Source organism: Bacillus sp. AR13-1 (genome assembly GCF_008042285.1).
In the GTDB taxonomy this organism is placed as follows: domain Bacteria; phylum Bacillota; class Bacilli; order Bacillales; family Bacillaceae_G; genus Bacillus_A; species Bacillus_A mycoides.
The window spans coordinates 77063-94347 of sequence record NZ_QNUA01000040.1 but is presented as its reverse complement, the minus strand read 5'-3'; the positions used below and the strand labels follow the sequence as shown (position 1 = coordinate 94347).

General features: G+C 33.7%; 20 protein-coding genes. 15 read left to right on the top strand and 5 right to left on the bottom strand.

What is annotated here, in order from left to right:
* Positions 1 to 18: 18 nt before the first annotated feature.
* On the top strand, positions 19 to 933 hold the full coding sequence (locus DN408_RS25295; protein ID WP_033708122.1) for an alpha/beta fold hydrolase: 915 nt from the start codon (positions 19 to 21) through the stop codon (positions 931 to 933).
* Between the two features lie 39 nt (positions 934 to 972).
* On the opposite strand, the gene DN408_RS25290 is transcribed toward DN408_RS25295, so the two are convergent.
* Positions 973 to 1548 carry a nucleotidyltransferase family protein gene (locus DN408_RS25290; protein WP_002127181.1) on the bottom strand — a complete coding sequence of 192 codons (576 nt, stop codon included), beginning with the start codon at positions 1546 to 1548 and terminating at the stop codon, positions 973 to 975.
* A gap of 24 nt (positions 1549 to 1572) precedes the next feature.
* Complete coding sequence (locus DN408_RS25285) at positions 1573 to 2370, bottom strand: lipid II flippase family protein (RefSeq protein ID WP_078179048.1); 798 nt, start codon at positions 2368 to 2370, stop codon at positions 1573 to 1575.
* 191 nt (positions 2371 to 2561) lie between these two features.
* Here DN408_RS25285 and DN408_RS25280 point away from each other — a divergent pair, with 191 nt between their 5' ends.
* The 6 genes from DN408_RS25280 (at position 2562) to DN408_RS25255 (ending at position 7998) form a co-directional block, all read left to right on the top strand.
* A complete protein-coding gene (locus DN408_RS25280; protein ID WP_078179047.1) occupies positions 2562 to 3275 on the top strand; it encodes an HAD family hydrolase in 714 nt (237 codons plus the stop codon).
* Between the two features lie 148 nt (positions 3276 to 3423).
* Complete coding sequence (locus DN408_RS25275; protein WP_002127185.1) at positions 3424 to 4863, top strand: GntP family permease; 1440 nt, start codon at positions 3424 to 3426, stop codon at positions 4861 to 4863.
* 87 nt (positions 4864 to 4950) lie between these two features.
* The gene (locus tag DN408_RS25270; RefSeq protein ID WP_002168486.1) at positions 4951 to 6153 is read left to right on the top strand and encodes an iron-containing alcohol dehydrogenase; all 1203 of its coding nucleotides are present in this window, start codon (positions 4951 to 4953) and stop codon (positions 6151 to 6153) included.
* Between the two features lie 147 nt (positions 6154 to 6300).
* Positions 6301 to 6999 (top strand): aspartate/glutamate racemase family protein, encoded by a 699-nt coding sequence (locus DN408_RS25265; RefSeq protein ID WP_002168485.1) that lies wholly within the window; start codon positions 6301 to 6303, stop codon positions 6997 to 6999.
* Positions 7000 to 7087: 88 nt separating this feature from the next.
* Complete coding sequence (locus tag DN408_RS25260) at positions 7088 to 7561, top strand: SAM-dependent methyltransferase (RefSeq protein WP_002168484.1); 474 nt, start codon at positions 7088 to 7090, stop codon at positions 7559 to 7561.
* A complete protein-coding gene (locus DN408_RS25255) occupies positions 7558 to 7998 on the top strand; it encodes a GNAT family N-acetyltransferase (protein ID WP_033713296.1) in 441 nt (146 codons plus the stop codon). Before DN408_RS25260 ends, DN408_RS25255 begins: the two co-directional genes overlap by 4 nt.
* Positions 7999 to 8054: 56 nt before the next feature.
* Here the strand turns inward: DN408_RS25255 and DN408_RS25250 are convergent, their stop codons facing one another.
* Together DN408_RS25250 and DN408_RS25245 are read right to left on the bottom strand one after the other, a co-directional pair.
* Positions 8055 to 8582 carry an HAD-IIIA family hydrolase gene (locus DN408_RS25250; protein ID WP_002185960.1) on the bottom strand — a complete coding sequence of 176 codons (528 nt, stop codon included), beginning with the start codon at positions 8580 to 8582 and terminating at the stop codon, positions 8055 to 8057.
* 29 nt (positions 8583 to 8611) lie between these two features.
* A complete protein-coding gene (locus DN408_RS25245) occupies positions 8612 to 9043 on the bottom strand; it encodes a GNAT family N-acetyltransferase (RefSeq protein ID WP_002168481.1) in 432 nt (143 codons plus the stop codon).
* A gap of 148 nt (positions 9044 to 9191) precedes the next feature.
* On the opposite strand from DN408_RS25245, the gene DN408_RS25240 reads away from it, so the two are divergent.
* From DN408_RS25240 to DN408_RS25215, 6 genes are all read left to right on the top strand, one after another.
* The gene (locus DN408_RS25240; protein WP_002168480.1) at positions 9192 to 9902 is read left to right on the top strand and encodes an ABC transporter ATP-binding protein; all 711 of its coding nucleotides are present in this window, start codon (positions 9192 to 9194) and stop codon (positions 9900 to 9902) included.
* Positions 9895 to 11094 carry an ABC transporter permease gene (locus DN408_RS25235; RefSeq protein WP_078178919.1) on the top strand — a complete coding sequence of 400 codons (1200 nt, stop codon included), beginning with the start codon at positions 9895 to 9897 and terminating at the stop codon, positions 11092 to 11094. Before DN408_RS25240 ends, DN408_RS25235 begins: the two co-directional genes overlap by 8 nt.
* Positions 11095 to 11377: 283 nt before the next feature.
* On the top strand, positions 11378 to 11965 hold the full coding sequence (locus tag DN408_RS25230; RefSeq protein ID WP_002127196.1) for a YpjP family protein: 588 nt from the start codon (positions 11378 to 11380) through the stop codon (positions 11963 to 11965).
* A gap of 105 nt (positions 11966 to 12070) precedes the next feature.
* Complete coding sequence (locus tag DN408_RS25225) at positions 12071 to 12706, top strand: HAD family hydrolase (RefSeq protein ID WP_050000704.1); 636 nt, start codon at positions 12071 to 12073, stop codon at positions 12704 to 12706.
* A 1-nt stretch (position 12707) separates the two neighbouring features.
* The gene (locus DN408_RS25220; protein WP_078178917.1) at positions 12708 to 13094 is read left to right on the top strand and encodes a VOC family protein; all 387 of its coding nucleotides are present in this window, start codon (positions 12708 to 12710) and stop codon (positions 13092 to 13094) included.
* A gap of 11 nt (positions 13095 to 13105) precedes the next feature.
* Positions 13106 to 14038, top strand: a complete 933-nt coding sequence (locus tag DN408_RS25215) for an aminoglycoside phosphotransferase family protein (RefSeq protein ID WP_078178916.1) — start codon at positions 13106 to 13108, stop codon at positions 14036 to 14038.
* A 51-nt stretch (positions 14039 to 14089) separates the two neighbouring features.
* Here the strand turns inward: DN408_RS25215 and DN408_RS25210 are convergent, their stop codons facing one another.
* Entirely contained in the window at positions 14090 to 15544 is a 1455-nt protein-coding gene (locus tag DN408_RS25210; RefSeq protein ID WP_002127199.1) for a serine hydrolase, read from the bottom strand.
* A 198-nt stretch (positions 15545 to 15742) separates the two neighbouring features.
* Between DN408_RS25210 and DN408_RS25205 the strand changes: the two genes are divergently transcribed.
* A complete protein-coding gene (locus tag DN408_RS25205) occupies positions 15743 to 16699 on the top strand; it encodes a thymidylate synthase (RefSeq protein ID WP_002127201.1) in 957 nt (318 codons plus the stop codon).
* Positions 16700 to 16718: 19 nt separating this feature from the next.
* A complete protein-coding gene (locus tag DN408_RS25200) occupies positions 16719 to 17207 on the top strand; it encodes a dihydrofolate reductase (RefSeq protein ID WP_000637202.1) in 489 nt (162 codons plus the stop codon).
* Positions 17208 to 17285 lie beyond the last annotated feature (78 nt).

The following is a 17285-nucleotide window of genomic DNA, read 5'->3' as shown; positions in this document are numbered from 1 at the left end:
TCAGTAAAAAAGAAGGTGATGATTATAAAGGCGAATTTGATGGAAACAGGGAAATACATGAACATTAGAGGGAAAAAGCTATACGTTGAAACACATGGAAGTCCTAAAAATAAACCAGTATTATTTTTACACGGTGGTCCAGGTGAAAGCTGTTATGATTTTTCATTTCATCAAGCGGAACGATTAAAAGATTCCTTATATGTAATTATGATAGATCAAAGAGGGGTTTGTCGGTCAGAAGGAATTACTGAGGAAGAATCTTTTGGATTAAATGATTTAGTTGAAGACTGTGAGGAAATAAGAAAACTACTACAAATTGAGAAATGGTCTGTAATCGGGCACTCTTTCGGTGGATATGTAGCATTGTTATATGCAAGGGCGTATCCAAATTCAATAGAGAAAATAATATTTGAAGGTCCGACTTTCGATTTTGCATTAACAAGTAGGGCTCTATTACAAAGGACAGGAACGTTATTAACAAAGTATGGAAAAGAAGAAGTAGCAGAAGAGTGCCTCGCTTATTCATCTAGCAATACTAGTTCAGAGGAGTTGCTAGAAACCTACATAAGATTAAGCGATGAATTAGAAGAAAAAAGAATGGAGATTTATGAAAATAAGGAGTTTAAAACTGACTATAGTTTATATAGTGATGAAGAGTGGGAAGAATTTTCAAAGCGTTCCGAAATCCATTTTGATAGATTAAAAGCAGAAAGAGCATTTCATACGTCATTATTATCAAAAATAAAAGATGTAGAAAATCCAATGTTATTAATTGTAGGAAAATATGATGTAGTAACGTGTGAAAAACAAATTGAAACATTTAATAAAGATGCTCGAAATGGGAAGCATATCATATTCGAAGAGAGTGGCCATACACCACATTATGAGGAAGCTGATCGATTTGCTGAAACAGTCATTCATTTTTTGAACTAAAAAAGAAAGAGCGCTTCGTATAATGCGAAGCGCTCTATTTTAAATTTCTGGATAAGTGATTGTAATATTGGGCCATTTACTTTGCCATTTCTTTTGATTAACTCTTTTGTTGTACATATGTATTCGTTCTTTCGTTTCAAGAAAATGAAGTGTAGGTTTCACTTGTAATGAAAGTACATCTTCAATTCCACATGGAGCTGTTAATATGACATTGTTTTGCTCGTCAAGCGTAACTCCTAAAGCGGTTGCTGTTTCAGGAAATTTAGAAATAGCATCAACAGAAGAAGAGTATGGTGGCATTCCATTCACTACATGCATGCGAGTTTGATTTTTTACTGACCAAGGGATAGAGGCATCCATATTCGCCAGCTTCTGTTTTAATGATTGTTCGTACGCCTCATCTTTATGTAATGGATCATAATAAATGACATCGACATCTGGCGTAGCCGTTCTTACTTCGTAGTTATGTAAAGTATCCCAAATTTTAGAACGGACAAACCCAGCGCAAATCCACCAATCAGGTAGCTCTAGTGATTTTGCCAATTGTAATACATTCATCATCCATTCGTCGTTTTCTATTAAGTGAATTAAATCTTGCTCTGTTTTTATATTCATTGATAAATACACCTTCCTAGTAGATTAATGCATCAGCTCAATAATCCATAAAATCCAGTGAGCACCTGGTATAAATAAAAGTTGTGCTAATAAGGTGCCGAGAAGTCTAGAAATCATTAGCCAACCATACATTTTACTCATAGATTCAGCGCCATTTTCTGATTGTAAAGCACGTTCTGTCAAAAGTGCTATACGTGGATCGAGTAACACTGTTAATAAAATTGTAGCAAAACCATTCACAAGGCCAGAAGCTGTACTTGCATTTGTTGCGTAATCTGGATTTAGAAAAGAAGCATAAAGGGCAGAAAGAACACCTGCTGTATAAATTGCAGTAGCAAACATGTTAATAAGCATAATACGCTTTGGGATACCACCGATACGCAATCTATGAATCATTTCAAATCTTGGAAAGCGCACATATTTTTTTGTGTACTTTAATTTTTGAATGTTATTTGTTTTCATCATTCGAATGAAAGAACCATCTGTTTCAAAGTTTTGAATGACATATCCAAATAGTTTTGTCAAAGTTGGATAAAGAATAATCGCAAGTAATGTACCGATGGAAGCTGATAATAGTACAAGTCGTATAGTATACTCTAAATTAATAGAAACATCTCGTTTTGCGTCATCGACAATCCCGCCAATTAAAAAGGCTTGTAGTAAATTTGACGTTCTTGAAATAAGTAATACCATTCCTACGACAGATAAGGCAACGACAATCTTTTTTAAACGAACACCAGCTAATCGAATACTATAAGAACTAGTTTCGACTGCGTGGATGACAATTGTGAAAGCCATTATAAAAATTAATGTAATTGACATTTGTTTCACCAGTTTCTATTGAATTAATTGTAACTTTTTTACTTTATCATATCTATCCGTATTTTGTAACTGAAACTATGTAACATAGAAAAAGTAATTTTTCGAAAAATAAATAATGATAGTATAGTAGAGGTAGAGTAGTAAAAAACCTTCAGTATTACATGTAAAGTAGGATGAGTGGGGGATTAAATATGTATACAACATTTTTATTTGATTTAGATGGAACAGTAACGGATCCTAAAAAGGGGATTGTAAATTCAGTTTTGTACGCGTTAGAAAAGGTTGGAATTGAAGAATTACATGTAAGTGAGTTAGATTCATTTATTGGTCCTCCTATTCAGCAATCATTCGTAGAGAGATATAATATGAATGAAGGAGAAGTTGAACGAGCTGTTTTTTATTTCAGGGAGTATTTAAAGCAACGTGGGTTGTTGGAGAATAGTGTATACGAGGGTATTCCAAATCTCCTAAAACAATTAAAAGATACCGGAAATCGTTTATTTATAGCTACTTCAAAGCCTACTATTTTTGCTAGACAAGTAATAGAGCATTTTCAACTAACGAATTATTTTGAAGATATCATTGGAAGTAATTTAAATGGAACGAGAATAAAAAAAGAAGAAATAATTGCTCATATTTTACAACAAAATGAAGGACTTAATAAAGAGGAAGTTGTCATGATTGGAGATAGAAAGCACGATATAATAGGTGCAAATCATAATGGAATTGCTTCAATTGGTGTTTTATATGGCTATGGTAGTGAAAATGAGTTGATTGAAGTTAGTGCGACTCATATAGCGAAGGATATAGAAGAACTACACCATTTTTGTATAGAAAATGGTTTAATAAAAATAGAGACTAACAATCCCTTTATAACGTATGACGATGAAATCGTTTTTGTTTAAAGGGATTTTTCATATGTAATCGAATATGTATAATTAGACATTTTAGTATGAAAAATTTGTATGAATTAGAGGAGGGATGTCAGAAATGAAAGATTAGTAGAAGTTTATCAATAAAAGATTGAATTTTCAGTTTAAAGGAGGGGTATAATTGGAGCTAGTTATTATATTATTAGCACTTAGCTTACTTATGTTTGTAGCGTATAGAGGGTTTTCTGTTATTTTATTTGCACCGATTTTTGCATTATTTGCGGTATTTTTGACAGAACCTAGTTTTGTATTACCTTTCTTTTCTAATATTTTTATGGAGAAAATGGTAGGGTTTATTAAACTATATTTCCCGGTGTTTTTACTTGGAGCAATTTTTGGGAAAGTAGTAGAAATGTCAGGAATTGCTGATTCTATTGCAAAGACGATTGTAGAGTTGGTTGGAGAAAAACGTACGATTTTAGCGATTGTTTTAATGGGTGCTATTTTAACGTATAGTGGTGTTAGTGTATATGTAGTGGTATTTGCTATATTTCCGTTTGCAGCTAAGCTTTTTCGACAAGCTAATATTCCAAAGCGCTTAATACCTGGAACGATTGTCCTTGGAGCAGTAACGTTTACAATGGATGCGCTTCCTGGATCACCACAAATTCAAAATGTAATACCTACAACATTTTTTAAAACGGACATTTATGCTGCACCGATACTTGGTATTGTAGGGGCAATTTTTGTTCTCACGTTAGGTTTATTATATTTAGAGAGTAGGCGTAAGAAGGCAAAAGCAGCAGGTGAAGGGTATTTTGGTTTTAACAATGGGAATACTGAAATGGCAGCATCTTTGGAATTAGAGCAGAAAGAAATACCGCTGTTAAATAGTTTAGAAATTACGAGGGCACAACAACTTATTGCTTTTATACCACTTATTTTAGTAGGTGTAATGAATAAAGTGTTTACTATTATGATACCGAAGTGGTATCCGAACGGTTTTGACTTTTCAGCAATTGGTATGAAAGCATTTGGAAAAGTAGAATTGAGTGCGGTAGTTGGAATATGGTCTGTAGAATTGGCACTTATAATAGGAATTTTAACAACTCTTTTATTATATTGGAAACGGGTAGTAACAGGATTTCAAGCTGGATTGAATACAAGTATTGGTGGTGCGCTACTTGCAACAATGAATACAGGAGCAGAATTTGGTTTTGGTGGTGTCATTGCAGCACTTCCAGGCTTTGCAATTATGAGAGACGGCATTTCTGCAACGTTCACAAATCCTTTAGTGAATGGAGCGGTAACGACGAATATTTTAGCCGGTATTACAGGTTCTGCATCAGGAGGAATGGGGATTGTTTTAAGTGCGATGGGGGATAAATTTATTGCAGCAGCCAATCAATTTGATATTCCATTAGAAGTTATGCACCGTATCGTATCAATGGCATCAGGAGGAATGGATACATTACCACATAACGGGGCTATTATTACTATTCTTACAGTAACAGGTTTAACACATAAACAGTCATATAAAGATATATTTGCTATTACAGTTTTGAAAACGCTTGCTGTGTTTTTAGTTATCGCATTCTATACTATTACAGGAATTTATTAATAATAGATACTATATGAATTGTAAAGATTTATTTAGTTGATATTTTATAAACTAAAACATTAATAAGGGGAAGAAGGGGTGGAGTACTTGCAAGAAGTTGCTGAGTTTCGTATGCCGAAGTCGGTACTATATGGAAGAAATTCGATTGAAAAGCTGGGGGAACAATCAAAGAAGTTTGGGAAAAGAGCTTTTATAGTTACTGATACAATTATGGAGAAATTAGGGTATGTTGAAAGGTGCATAAAACAGCTAAATAAGAAAGGTATTACTGTTATTACATATAACAAAGTGAATGCTGAGCCTACAAATTTACACGTATTAGAAGCGTTAACGATTTGTAAAGAAGGAAAGTGTGATTTTATTATCGGTATTGGTGGTGGAAGTTGTATTGATGCTGCGAAAGCAGTAGCGGTGTTACATACTAATGGTGGAGCAATTGAATATTACGTCCAAAAAGATGTTGAAATAGAAAATGATCCACTACCACTCATTGCAATTCCAACAACTTCAGGTACTGGATCAGAAGTAACAAGTGTAGCAGTAATTACGAATAAAAAAACAGATGTAAAAATGATGATGAAGCATCCGAGTTTTACCCCACAAGTAGCGATTATTGACCCGATATTAACAAGTTCGGTACCACCTCATATTACGGCAGCGACAGGTATAGATGCATTATGCCATGCAATTGAAGCATATATTTCTAAATTTTCACAACCACTTACAGATGTACTTGCTCTTTCGGCTATTGAAAGTATTATGAAATATTTACGTATTGCATATGAAGATGGAGATAATATGGAAGCAAGGGAAGCAATGATGATCGCTTCATTACAAGCTGGAATTGCATTCTCAAATGCATCAGTTACGTTAGTTCATGGTATGTCAAGGCCAGTAGGTGCACTATTTCATGTACCGCATGGTATATCGAACGCCATACTATTACCTACAGTTTTAGAGTTCACAAAAACAAGTGCAGTGAAAAGGTTAGCCGAGATTGGACGCAATTTAAACAAAGATCTCTACTCATATTCTGAGGAAGAAGTAGCGAATTACACGCTTGCTGAAATAAAGAAACTTTGTTTCGATCTTCGTATTCCAAATTTAAAAGAATATGGAATTGATGAAATTGAGTTTGAAAATGCTATTTCAAAAATGGCCTCGGATGCAATTGAAAGTGGTAGCCCAGGAAATAATCCACGAGTTCCTTCTTATAATGAAATTAAACAGTTGTATCGACAATGTTTTAATTATCAATATGAAGATTCTATAAAAACATTAGGGAATTAATTTCAGAATATTCCCATAAAATTTCCTTGGAAATATAGTTAAAACAAGACTTTATATTATAAACTTAAAGTCTTGTTTTATTGTGTATAATATACATAATAAAACATTGTTATTAGTTTAGAAAAAAGTTTAGGTAGGTGTGTTAATATGAAAACGATAGGGCTTATAGGTGGTATGAGTTGGGAATCGACTTCAGAATATTATCGAATTTTAAATGAAGAGATAAAAAGTAGATTAGGAGGATTACACTCAGCAAAATGTTTGATTAATAGTGTGGATTTTGAAGAGATTGAACGATTCCAGTCTAACGGGGATTGGGATGGAGCAGGAGAAGTATTAGGGAATGCGGCGTATTCATTGCAGAAGGGAGGAGCAGATTTTATAATCATTTGCACAAATACAATGCATAAAGTAGTGGAGAAAATAAAAGAGAATATTAACATCCCCGTATTGCATATTGCTGATACTACTGCAAAAGAAATTAAAAGAAAAGGTATTCAAACGATTGGTCTACTTGGAACAAAATATACAATGGAGCAAGATTTCTATAAGTCACGTATAGAAGAGAATAATATAAAAGTAATAGTGCCAGTAGAAAAAAATAGAGAAAAAATAAATGAAATAATTTATACAGAATTATGTTTAGGAAAAATAACATCGCAATCTAGAGAATATTATAAAAGAGTCATAGAAGAGCTAGTGCAAAAAGGAGCACAGGGAATAATTTTAGGTTGTACAGAAATAGGATTATTAATAAAGCAGGAAGACGTAGTAGTTCCGATATTCGATACAACTTTTATACATGCAATTGAAGCAGTAAATGTGGCTTTAGAAAGTAGGTTGTAATTATATTATGTAAACTTAGTTCGTGTATGTGGAAAACATTCAGAAAATATTTTATAATGTAAGTGGTTACATTCAAGGGGGAATGCGTATGTTTTTAGTTCAACCAATCGCATTTGTACATAATGAAAGAAAGGAAATAAAAGATGATGAATGGGGAGAAGTAAGATCCTGTATTACTTTAACTGAATTGTATACAGAGGAAAGTATACAAGGGATTGAAGATTTTTCTCATATTGAAGTTGTTTTTTATTTTCATAAAGTAACGGATGAACAAATTCAATATTTTGCTAGACATCCTAGAAATAATAATGATTATCCTAAAGTAGGTATTTTTGCACAGCGTGGGAAAAATCGCCCGAATCGCATAGGTGTAACAATTGTAAAAGTGATAAAAAGAGAAGGTAAATCAATTATTGTTGAGGGGTTAGATGCTATTGATGGTACCCCTATATTGGACATAAAGCCAATAATGAAAGAGTTTATGCCGAAAGAAGAAATACAACAGCCTAAATGGGTAACGGATATAATGAGAAAGTATTGGAAGGGGAATGGAGTAAAATGAGAATATATGAGGCAACAATTGCAGATTTAGATGGACTAGCATCAGTTTTTAATAACTATCGTATGTTTTACCGACAAGATTCCGATTTAGAAAGTGCAAAAGTATTTTTAAGAAATCGTATCGAGAGAAAGGAATCCGTTATTTTCGTAGCAGTTGAAGACGGTGAATATATTGGATTCACGCAATTATATCCATCATTTTCTTCCATTTCAATGAAAGAATTATGGATTTTAAATGATCTGTTTGTACAAGCGGCGAAGCGCGGATCTGGAACAGGTAAAAAATTATTAGAAGCTGCTAAAAAATTCGCATTAGAAAATGGCGCAAAAGGTGTAAAATTACAAACAGAGATTGATAATTTATCAGCACAGCGATTATATGCTGAAAATGGTTATTTGAGAGATAATCGTTATTTCCATTATGAATTAACATTTTAAAAAATGTAAGATTAAAAGAGACGTTTTCAAAATGAAAACGTCTCTTTTAAATTGTATTATAGTTGATTTAAAACCCAGTTTGTTGCATCTTCAAAGTTTTCTGCAATGTAGTTTGGCTCAATATGTGCCCACTTGTCTCGGTACGTATGTAAAGCATCGTATCCAGCGCCTGTTCGTACTAATATCGTTGTTGCATTCACTTTTTCTCCTGCCACAATATCAGTCCAACGATCACCAACTATAGCACATTCTGTTAAATCAAGCTCATGTTTTTCCGCTGCTTTAAGAAGCATGCCTGTACTTGGTTTACGGCATTCACAACCATCCCCGTGTTTATGAGGACAAACGTAAATATCATCAAAACCGAAACCTTCTAATTCTTGTACAAAATCAGCTACAGTCGCTATTCCATCCGCGATACCTGGTTGATTTGTGAAAGAGAAAATTTTTATATTTTGAGCTTTTAGTTTTTGCAGAGCTGCTTTTGTAAAGGGGAATAATGTAAAAGATCCAGGATAATGTATTGTAGTGTCGCCGCCAATTGTACCGTCACGATCAATGAAAATTGCTTTAATGTTTGTCATAGTTATAGTCCCTTCAATTAAAAAGTAGTTTAAAAATGTTTTACAAATCGATATCCATTTACTTCATAACCTAATTTTTTGTAAAAAGGATGTGCTTCCACTCTTTTTGTTCCGCTAACTAGCCATGTTCCAATGCAATTATGCTTCTTTGCTAACTGTTCTGCATAATTCATTAACACTTGTCCAATGCCTTTCCGCCGTATTGTGGAATCGACGCTAATAATTGAAATTTCTCCATAACGAGTTACATCTTCTAAATTTTCGCGTATACGAAACCCAAGTAATCCAAATATAGTTTCTTCTTCCTCATAAACATATAAAAAATCAAAAGGACTCATGTGTACGAATTGCAATCGGTTGTTCATATCTTCATAGGAAATAGAGGAACCTTTTAATTCTTTTGTTAAAGAACAAAGTGTATCTATATCATCTATCATCGCTTCACGAATTTGAAAAGGCATAGTATTCACTCCAATAAAATGTAATCAAACATTTAATATTCTGTTAAAAAATGTTTTTTCCTGCTATGAAAATAAATATTTTATAATGATATATAGATAGTGTTATTATTTTCCTTGATTGTATTGGGAATGGAAAGAAGGGGAATGTATGTTGAAGGTGAATATCCGCTCAGCTGGATATGAAATAGGTGAAAAAACAATTCATGATATTGCTTTTTCAATTGAAAAAGGTGAATTAGTTGCTCTTATTGGCGCAAATGGTGCCGGGAAAAGTACTACGATTAAAACGATGCTAGGCTTACTTGTAAATATGAATGGTGAAATATCATTTGGTGAAAAGAAAAATCCGTATGCATATGTGCCAGAACATCCAACATATTATGAGTATTTGACGCTCTGGGAACATATTGAATTATTAATGGCTGCTCGTGAGAATGAAGTAGGAAGCTGGGAAAGGGAGGCTGAAGAATTATTACATATGTTTCGAATGGATAAGCATAAGCATGAGTATTTATCAAAGTTTTCAAAAGGGATGAAACAAAAATCGATGCTTATATTGGCGTTTTTAACTAAGCCAGATTTTTATATAATTGACGAACCTTTTATCGGATTAGATCCAGTAGCTACGAAAGAGTTTTTAAGTTATTTATATAAAGAAAAAGAGCGCGGGGCAGGAATTTTACTTTGTACGCACGTATTGGATACTGCTGAAAGAATTTGCGAAAGATTTTTGCTCATTTCACAAGGTACATTAGTTGCAGATGGACATTTAGAGTCTATTCAAACGTTAGCAGAAATGCCAGGGAGTTCATTATTAGACTGTTTTGATGTAATCGTAAGGCGTGAACAGCATGATTAAAAAACAATTTTATAAAAGATTACGCCATGAACTTGAGCGGAAATGGAAGTCCATACGTTCGGTAACAGATTGGACAGTTGCGTTATATATTATTATTCCAGCACTTATATTTATGGGAATCTATTATCGATCACTATGGACGGAAACATTATCGATGGAAGAGACGGTGTATTTCGGATTAGGTTTACTCGCATTTTATCTTGTAACATATTCGAGAGGTGTACGCTCGTTTTTTGAACAAGCAGATAGTTTATTTTTAATTTCGTATCCAACTCATATGCGAAAATTAATTCAGTATGGTATGATATATACATTTATTCGAATAGCGATAACGAATGTAATGGTAGTAGTTGTTATGTTACCAGTGTTAATGAAAAGTATCGGAGCGACAAAGATACAAATCGTATTATTTTGGACATTCTTTACTGTATTTCGATTTATGTTGTCGTTGTTGACGAGATTTATTCATATACGTGTGGGGAAACGATGGCTACTATGGATTATAAAAAATGTAATATTTTCTATAAGTCTATCCTTTTTTGGATTGAGTCTGTTTCTTATTTATAAAAATCCATTTTATTCTATACTATGTATCGGTCTAGCAGTTTTTCTAATTATCGTATTGATAAAAGAAAAACTAAATTATAAAAATTGCTTTTTTAAAGAAGTTGAGAAAGAGAAAGAAGAAAGTATGCGCTGGACGAGTGGGATTATGCAAGTTGGTGGTCATGCGGCTAAACCGAGTAGTTCGAGTAAAAAACCGTGGATGTTCCCACATTCTAAAAGACTTTTAGGGAAAAAAGCTGATTCGCGTATCGTTGAATCTTTTTTGAAAGAATTTTTCCGTACAAGTAGTGCACGAATATTTTATATTCAAATTGTATGTATAAGCACGGTAAGTATTATGATGAGTCCGAGGTGGATTGCAGCTATTATCCTCGTATTTACGTTAGTTGCAATTTCTCGTTATGCACGCGATTATTGGAATGAATTTACGAAAAAAATGTTTCTACATTTATATTGTGATGAAGGCAAATTACTATTGTTAAGATGGAAGGCAGATCGCTATTTATTACTTCCAGTAATACTTTTGTATGGAATAGTTATACTTTCTCATTTTTATTTATTACCAGCTGTAATTGCCGGGATTATTTTTATAGTATGGATTGGTTGGATTGTATTTTTACCATAGAAAAAGAGCCGGAAATGGCTCTTTTTCTAGTCTGTAACACATTGGTAAATAAAATATACTAAAAGGAGTATGCTTGCGGCTGAGTACACGACATCTAAAGTCATCTGATTGTCCCCCTCATTGTTGTTGTATTTATAGTGTATGAAATCTTACAATTTCATATTCAAGTGAAAAATATGTGAACGTTAACAAAATTGTAAAGTGCAAAAATTACAATCATTTTGTATAATAGAAGAAACAACCGTTATATAAAATATAATGAGTGAAAGGGGAGGGAACATAAATGCCAAATTGGTTTAGAAAAACCTTAGTCGCATTAATTACCGTATTTACATTTGGTTTAGTGACGCCTCCTTCCATATTGCTTGATAATGCCAAAGCTGCGGACAAGCCTACGAGCACAGCTGGGCAACAAAATTTGGAAAGTACGTCCTATACATATGAAGAAGCGAATGACAGGTTAACCACCGATACTTTTATTACTTATGCAATGCAAGAAGCAGAGAAGCAGTCGATGCAAAAGTTTGGAACTAAAATTGGTCCAGTAATTGAAGATGAGTTTAAAGATGTAATATTACCGAAAATTGAAGAGGCAATTGCTGAGCTTGCCAATGATGTACCGGAGGAGTCGTTACAATCATTATCGATTTCTCAGAAACCAGCTGGTGGAAATAATGAAAAGATTTTTCACGTTTACGATACGAAATCTGGAAATGACTTACTACGATTTCATGTAAGAAGAGATCATCCACCGCAAGATGGTTATTATTTCAATTTCCACTATCATCGTTTTGATGATGGATACTCTGGACATCATGAATTAGGAAATATTTATTGGAATACGAATGTACCGCCAAAATGGCTTTCTTAAAAAGAACAAGAGAAAATCTTGTTCTTTTTTTGTTGATAAAAGGGTAAGACAACTATGTTGTTGAATAACATATGTTTAGGAAAAAGAAGCAAAGGGAGTATGGGAATGCAAAAATACATTGTTTTTGACTTTGACGGCACATTAGTAGATTCACAAAATATATTTGTACCAATTTATAACCAACTAGCTGAAAAACATGGGTATAAAACAGTAAGGGAAGAAGGAATTGAGCATTTACGTAAATTAACGATGCCAGAGAGATGTAAACAACTCGATGTACCACTGTATAAACTACCGATATTGGCGTTAGAGTTTTATAAATTATATCAACCAGCTATAAAAGATCTCGTTTTGTTCCATGGGATGAAGGATGTATTAGATGAATTACATAAAAAGGGCTACGGGATTGCGGTTATATCATCGAACTCAGAAGAACATATTCGAGCGTTTTTACACAATAATGGTATAGAAAATATTCAAGAAGTATATTGCTCTAAAAATTTGTTCGGTAAAGATAAAATGATAAAAAGGTTTTTAAAATCGAAAAAGCTAACAGAACAAGATATGTTATACGTTGGTGATGAACAGCGAGACGTAGCAGCGTGTAAAAAGGCTGGTGTGAATGTAATTTGGGTATCTTGGGGATATGATGTCATTGAAACAGTAGAAAAAGATGCACCAGATTATATGGTTCATACGCCTATGGAAATTTTACAAGTCGTACAGGGGGCACATTCTTAATATGAATACACTTCGAGCAGGTATTCATCATATTGAATTTTGGGTCGCGAATTTAGAGGAGTCTATTTCTTTTTATGATAAATTGTTTTTGATAATTGGATGGAGAAAGTTAAATGAAGTAGCATATAGTACGGGAAAAAGTGAAATATATTTTAAAGAGGTGAACGGGGAAATTGTAAGGACTTTAGGGCCTAGACATATTTGTTACCAAGCTATTCGTAGAGAAGTAGTTGATGAAGTAGCAGATTTTCTTGCTAGTACAAAAGTGAAGGTAATACGTGGTCCGATAGAAATGAGTCATTATTCGGACGGATACTATACTATTGATTTTTACGATCCGAATGGATTTATTATAGAAGTAGCGTATACACCAAATGTAGAAATGTAAGGGGAATAAACATGAAGACAATTACAGCACGGCAAAACAATATACAAATAGTAAAAGATGCAGCAAATATTGAAGAAATCTCTAAAGGTTTCTCTCCTGATAAAAAATATATCATTACGACTATTGAAGATGAAAAGTATTTGTTACGGACAGGCGATATAAAAGAGTTTGAAAGAAAGAAAATAGAGTTTCAAATTTTAAATGAAATGCAAAAACGTAGTGTGCAAGCACAAAAGCCAATTGAAATGGGTTTGTTGGAAGAAGAAGGTTTATGCTACGGTGTTTTTTCGTATATAGAAGGAGAAGATGCGAAGAAGCTATTGCCTACGTATTCACCAAAAGAACAATATAATATTGGTATAGAGGCAGGCAAAGATTTAGCAAAAATGCATACATATGAAGCTCCTAAGGATATATTTCCATGGTATGAAAGAGCAATGAAAAAACACCGGAAATATTTAGTGGCATATAAAACATGTGGAATAAAAATAAAAAATGATGATAAAATCATAAAGTTTATAGATGATAATGAAATGTATTTACAAAACCGCCCAAATCGATTTCAACACGATGATTTTCATTTAGAAAATATAATTGTGCGGGATGGGAAATATGTAGGTGTTGTTGATTTTAATGGATACGACTGGGGCGATCCACTTCATGATTTCGTGAAAATTGCACTATTTGCAAGGGACATTAGTATTCCGTATTCAATTGGACAAATAGAAGGATACTTTAATGGTAGAATACCAGAGGAGTTTTGGAAATTATATGCGGTGTACGTTGGCATGACAGTTTTCTCATCAGTTGTCTGGTCCTTACGAGCAGCACCGCATATGTTAGATGATACGTTAGAACGTCTTACTATAGTTTTAAAGGATCATAAAAACTTTGAATTATCGAAGCCGATTTGGTTTGATAGTGAAATGATAAATGAAGAATAGGAAAAGTAGGTGTGTTATCTCACACCTACTTTTTTATTATTAAAATAATTATTAAATTTTCTTAAATGTAAGCGGCTGAGTACTTAACGTAGCTGGTACATGTAACTGAAGGGATGGGAATTCACCACTCACACTCATTTCATAAGCGAATAATAAACTCATTTTCATTTGGAATAACTCAACTTCTGCGGAGAAGATGTCGTAATGATGATGCCCTAATTGAATATCCATCTCCATAAATTGTACATTTAACGAATCATCTCGCTTGTATATTTGTAATGTTCCGTATGCAGGATGTTCAAAAGTACCAGTATAATCCTCTAACTTGTGAGAAGGTGTAGTTCCTTTAATTTGTTCAGGAAGTGATTCAGTTGCTTCTTTCATCATTTCCTTCATTTTTTCAGTATCTTCTACAGCACGTTTATGCCAATCAATGGATTCTAATTCAAGTAGTTCATCATAAATTTGATTAGCGAGATAAGTAGGAAGTAATGTGCCTCCAGCATTTGTTAAAATGACAAGGCCTATGTTTTCATTTGGTATGAATGAAACGAGCGCTGAAAATCCATCAATATTACCGCCATGATGAACCACCTTATTACCACGATAAGCGCTAATAAACCAACCAAGTCCGTAACTATTTAATGGAGATTCGGGAAGTGATAAAATCGGTTGATCTGGAATTGAATTGTGTGGTGTATACATTTGTTGTAATAATTCAGAGGAGATTAATTCATGATCTCCAAACTTTCCTTCGTTTAAGTGAAGAAGTACCCAATTTGCCATATCTTCAATTGTAGAATTAATACATCCAGCAGCGCCGACTGTATCGATGTTACGGAATGGAACTTCTTTTATTTCATCTTCATTTTCAATGTAAGGTAAAGCATAATCATCTGTAGTTTGTGAATCTGTAACAGAGAAATTTGTATGTCTCATATTTAAAGGTTCTAAAATATGTTCTGTAGCGTATTGCTCCCATGTTTGATTTGTAATGTTTTCAACAATGTAGCTAATTGTTGCATACATTAAGTTGTTATAAAGAAATGCTGTGCGGAACGGTGCATCAAGTTGTAAATGTTTTATTTTTTCAACGAGATCTTTTCGAGATAAGGAAGAGCTGTACCAAAGAGCCTCATGACGACTTACCCCAGTACGATGGGAAGCCAAATCTCGTCCTGTAACTTGTGAGCTAGCAAGTAGTTCAGATAAAGAGAAGTTAGGTATATAAGACTGGACAGGAGTATCCCAATTAAACTTTTTTTGCTGTGCCAACAAGCTTAATGAAAGTGTGCCAAAAGCTTTCGTTGAGGAACCGATTGCGAACCGAGTACTCGGTGTAACAGGTTCTTTTGTTTCTATATTTCGATATCCGAAACCTTCTGAAAGAATAACTTCACCGTCTTTTATAACAGCTACAGCAGCACCAGGAACGTTTAAATCCTTCATCATTTTTTCAACCGTTGTTTGTAACGAAGTCATAACAGGAGTTTCAATTTTAGACATACTTCTAACCTCCAAATATAAATTTTGTCCTACCGCACTATACTTTCGGTAATAGAAAATGAAAACCTTTTTAAATATGGAAAGTTAATAATTTTGTAAGAATTACTGAAATAATTTTTATTTATCAAGATTATTAAATTTATTGTTTTTCATGTTATGATAAATTTCATATAAGATTGAAAGAAGGTTTTCCTACATATGAAACATGCTGAATATGAATACTTAAATTTATGCCGCCATGTAATGGAGCACGGTACGAAGAAAGAAGATCGTACAGGGACAGGAACTGTATCTGTATTTGGATATCAAATGCGTTTTGATCTGAGTAAAGGGTTTCCTTTATTAACGACAAAGAGAGTCCCGTTTCGCCTTGTAGCAAGTGAACTGCTTTGGTTTATGAAAGGTGATACAAATATTCGTTATTTATTGCAACATAATAATAATATTTGGAATGAATGGGCATTTAAGAGCTGGGTAGAAGGTGACGAATATACTGGCCCTGACATGACTGATTTTGGTCTTCGTTCACAACAAGATGAGGAATTTAAAGTGCAGTACGATGAGCAAATGGAATTGTTTAAAAAGAACGTTCTAGAAGATGATGATTTTTCGAATAAATATGGTTATTTAGGAGACGTATACGGAAAGCAATGGCGTGCTTGGAAAACGACAGCTGGTGAGACACTTGATCAATTAAAAGATGTAATTGAAATGATTAAAAAAACGCCAGACTCACGTCGCCTAATTGTTTCTGCTTGGAATCCTGAAGATGTACCAAGTATGGCATTACCGCCTTGTCATACGCTATTCCAATTTTATGTAGCGGATGGCAAACTTTCTTGTCAGCTATATCAAAGAAGTGGAGATATATTCCTTGGCATTCCATTTAACATTGCAAGCTATTCACTTCTAACACATTTAATAGCACATGAATGTGGTCTTGAAGTAGGAGAGTTTGTTCATACAATTGGTGATGCACATATTTATACGAATCATTTTGAACAAGTCGAAAAGCAGTTGGCACGTGAACCACACCCGTTCCCTAAACTTACATTAAATCCAGATGTGAAATCTGTGTTTGATTTTGAGATGGAAGATTTAACGATTGAAGGATATGATCCACACCCAGCGATTAAAGCACCGGTTGCAGTGTAATTGTAGAGGAGATGACAAGATGATTGTTTCATTTATGGTCGCAATGGACGAGAATAGAGTAATTGGTAAAGATAATAACTTACCTTGGCGTTTACCGAGTGAATTACAGTATGTAAAGAAAACGACGATGGGTCACCCACTTATTATGGGGAGAAAGAACTATGAAGCAATTGGTAGACCATTGCCTGGAAGACGTAATATTATTGTAACTCGTAATGAAGGGTATCATGTAGAAGGCTGCGAAGTAGCTCATACTGTAGAAGAAGTGTTTGAACTATGTAAAAATGAAGAAGAGATTTTTATTTTTGGCGGAGCGCAAATTTATGATCTCTTTTTACCTTATGTAGACAAGTTATATATAACAAAAATCCACCACGCATTTGAAGGGGACACATTCTTCCCAGAAATGGATATGACAAATTGGAAAGAGATTTTTGTAGAAAAAGGTTTAACGGATGAAAAAAATCCGTATACGTATTATTACCATGTATACGAGAAACAACAATAATAATAAAAATTGATGTGAGTATTCGCATCAATTTTTTTATTTGTATTTATAAATGTAAGTTTATAGAGGATATTCAAT

Excerpts from the sequence above, each read along its gene's own strand:
- DN408_RS25245 (WP_002168481.1), bottom strand. The coding sequence starts at position 9,043 with ATGCCTTTTCAAATTCGTGAAGCGATGATAGATGATATAGATACACTT.
- DN408_RS25240 (WP_002168480.1), top strand. The coding sequence starts at position 9,192 with ATGTTGAAGGTGAATATCCGCTCAGCTGGATATGAAATAGGTGAAAAA.
- DN408_RS25225 (WP_050000704.1), top strand. The coding sequence starts at position 12,071 with ATGCAAAAATACATTGTTTTTGACTTTGACGGCACATTAGTAGATTCA.
- DN408_RS25235 (WP_078178919.1), top strand. The coding sequence starts at position 9,895 with ATGATTAAAAAACAATTTTATAAAAGATTACGCCATGAACTTGAGCGG.
- DN408_RS25210 (WP_002127199.1), bottom strand. The coding sequence starts at position 15,544 with ATGTCTAAAATTGAAACTCCTGTTATGACTTCGTTACAAACAACGGTT.
- DN408_RS25205 (WP_002127201.1), top strand. The coding sequence starts at position 15,743 with ATGAAACATGCTGAATATGAATACTTAAATTTATGCCGCCATGTAATG.
- DN408_RS25280 (WP_078179047.1), top strand. The coding sequence starts at position 2,562 with ATGTATACAACATTTTTATTTGATTTAGATGGAACAGTAACGGATCCT.
- DN408_RS25285 (WP_078179048.1), bottom strand. The coding sequence starts at position 2,370 with ATGTCAATTACATTAATTTTTATAATGGCTTTCACAATTGTCATCCAC.
- DN408_RS25220 (WP_078178917.1), top strand. The coding sequence starts at position 12,708 with ATGAATACACTTCGAGCAGGTATTCATCATATTGAATTTTGGGTCGCG.
- DN408_RS25290 (WP_002127181.1), bottom strand. The coding sequence starts at position 1,548 with ATGAATATAAAAACAGAGCAAGATTTAATTCACTTAATAGAAAACGAC.
- DN408_RS25230 (WP_002127196.1), top strand. The coding sequence starts at position 11,378 with ATGCCAAATTGGTTTAGAAAAACCTTAGTCGCATTAATTACCGTATTT.
- DN408_RS25215 (WP_078178916.1), top strand. The coding sequence starts at position 13,106 with ATGAAGACAATTACAGCACGGCAAAACAATATACAAATAGTAAAAGAT.
- DN408_RS25200 (WP_000637202.1), top strand. The coding sequence starts at position 16,719 with ATGATTGTTTCATTTATGGTCGCAATGGACGAGAATAGAGTAATTGGT.
- DN408_RS25260 (WP_002168484.1), top strand. The coding sequence starts at position 7,088 with ATGTTTTTAGTTCAACCAATCGCATTTGTACATAATGAAAGAAAGGAA.
- DN408_RS25265 (WP_002168485.1), top strand. The coding sequence starts at position 6,301 with ATGAAAACGATAGGGCTTATAGGTGGTATGAGTTGGGAATCGACTTCA.
- DN408_RS25295 (WP_033708122.1), top strand. The coding sequence starts at position 19 with ATGATTATAAAGGCGAATTTGATGGAAACAGGGAAATACATGAACATT.
- DN408_RS25255 (WP_033713296.1), top strand. The coding sequence starts at position 7,558 with ATGAGAATATATGAGGCAACAATTGCAGATTTAGATGGACTAGCATCA.
- DN408_RS25250 (WP_002185960.1), bottom strand. The coding sequence starts at position 8,582 with ATGACAAACATTAAAGCAATTTTCATTGATCGTGACGGTACAATTGGC.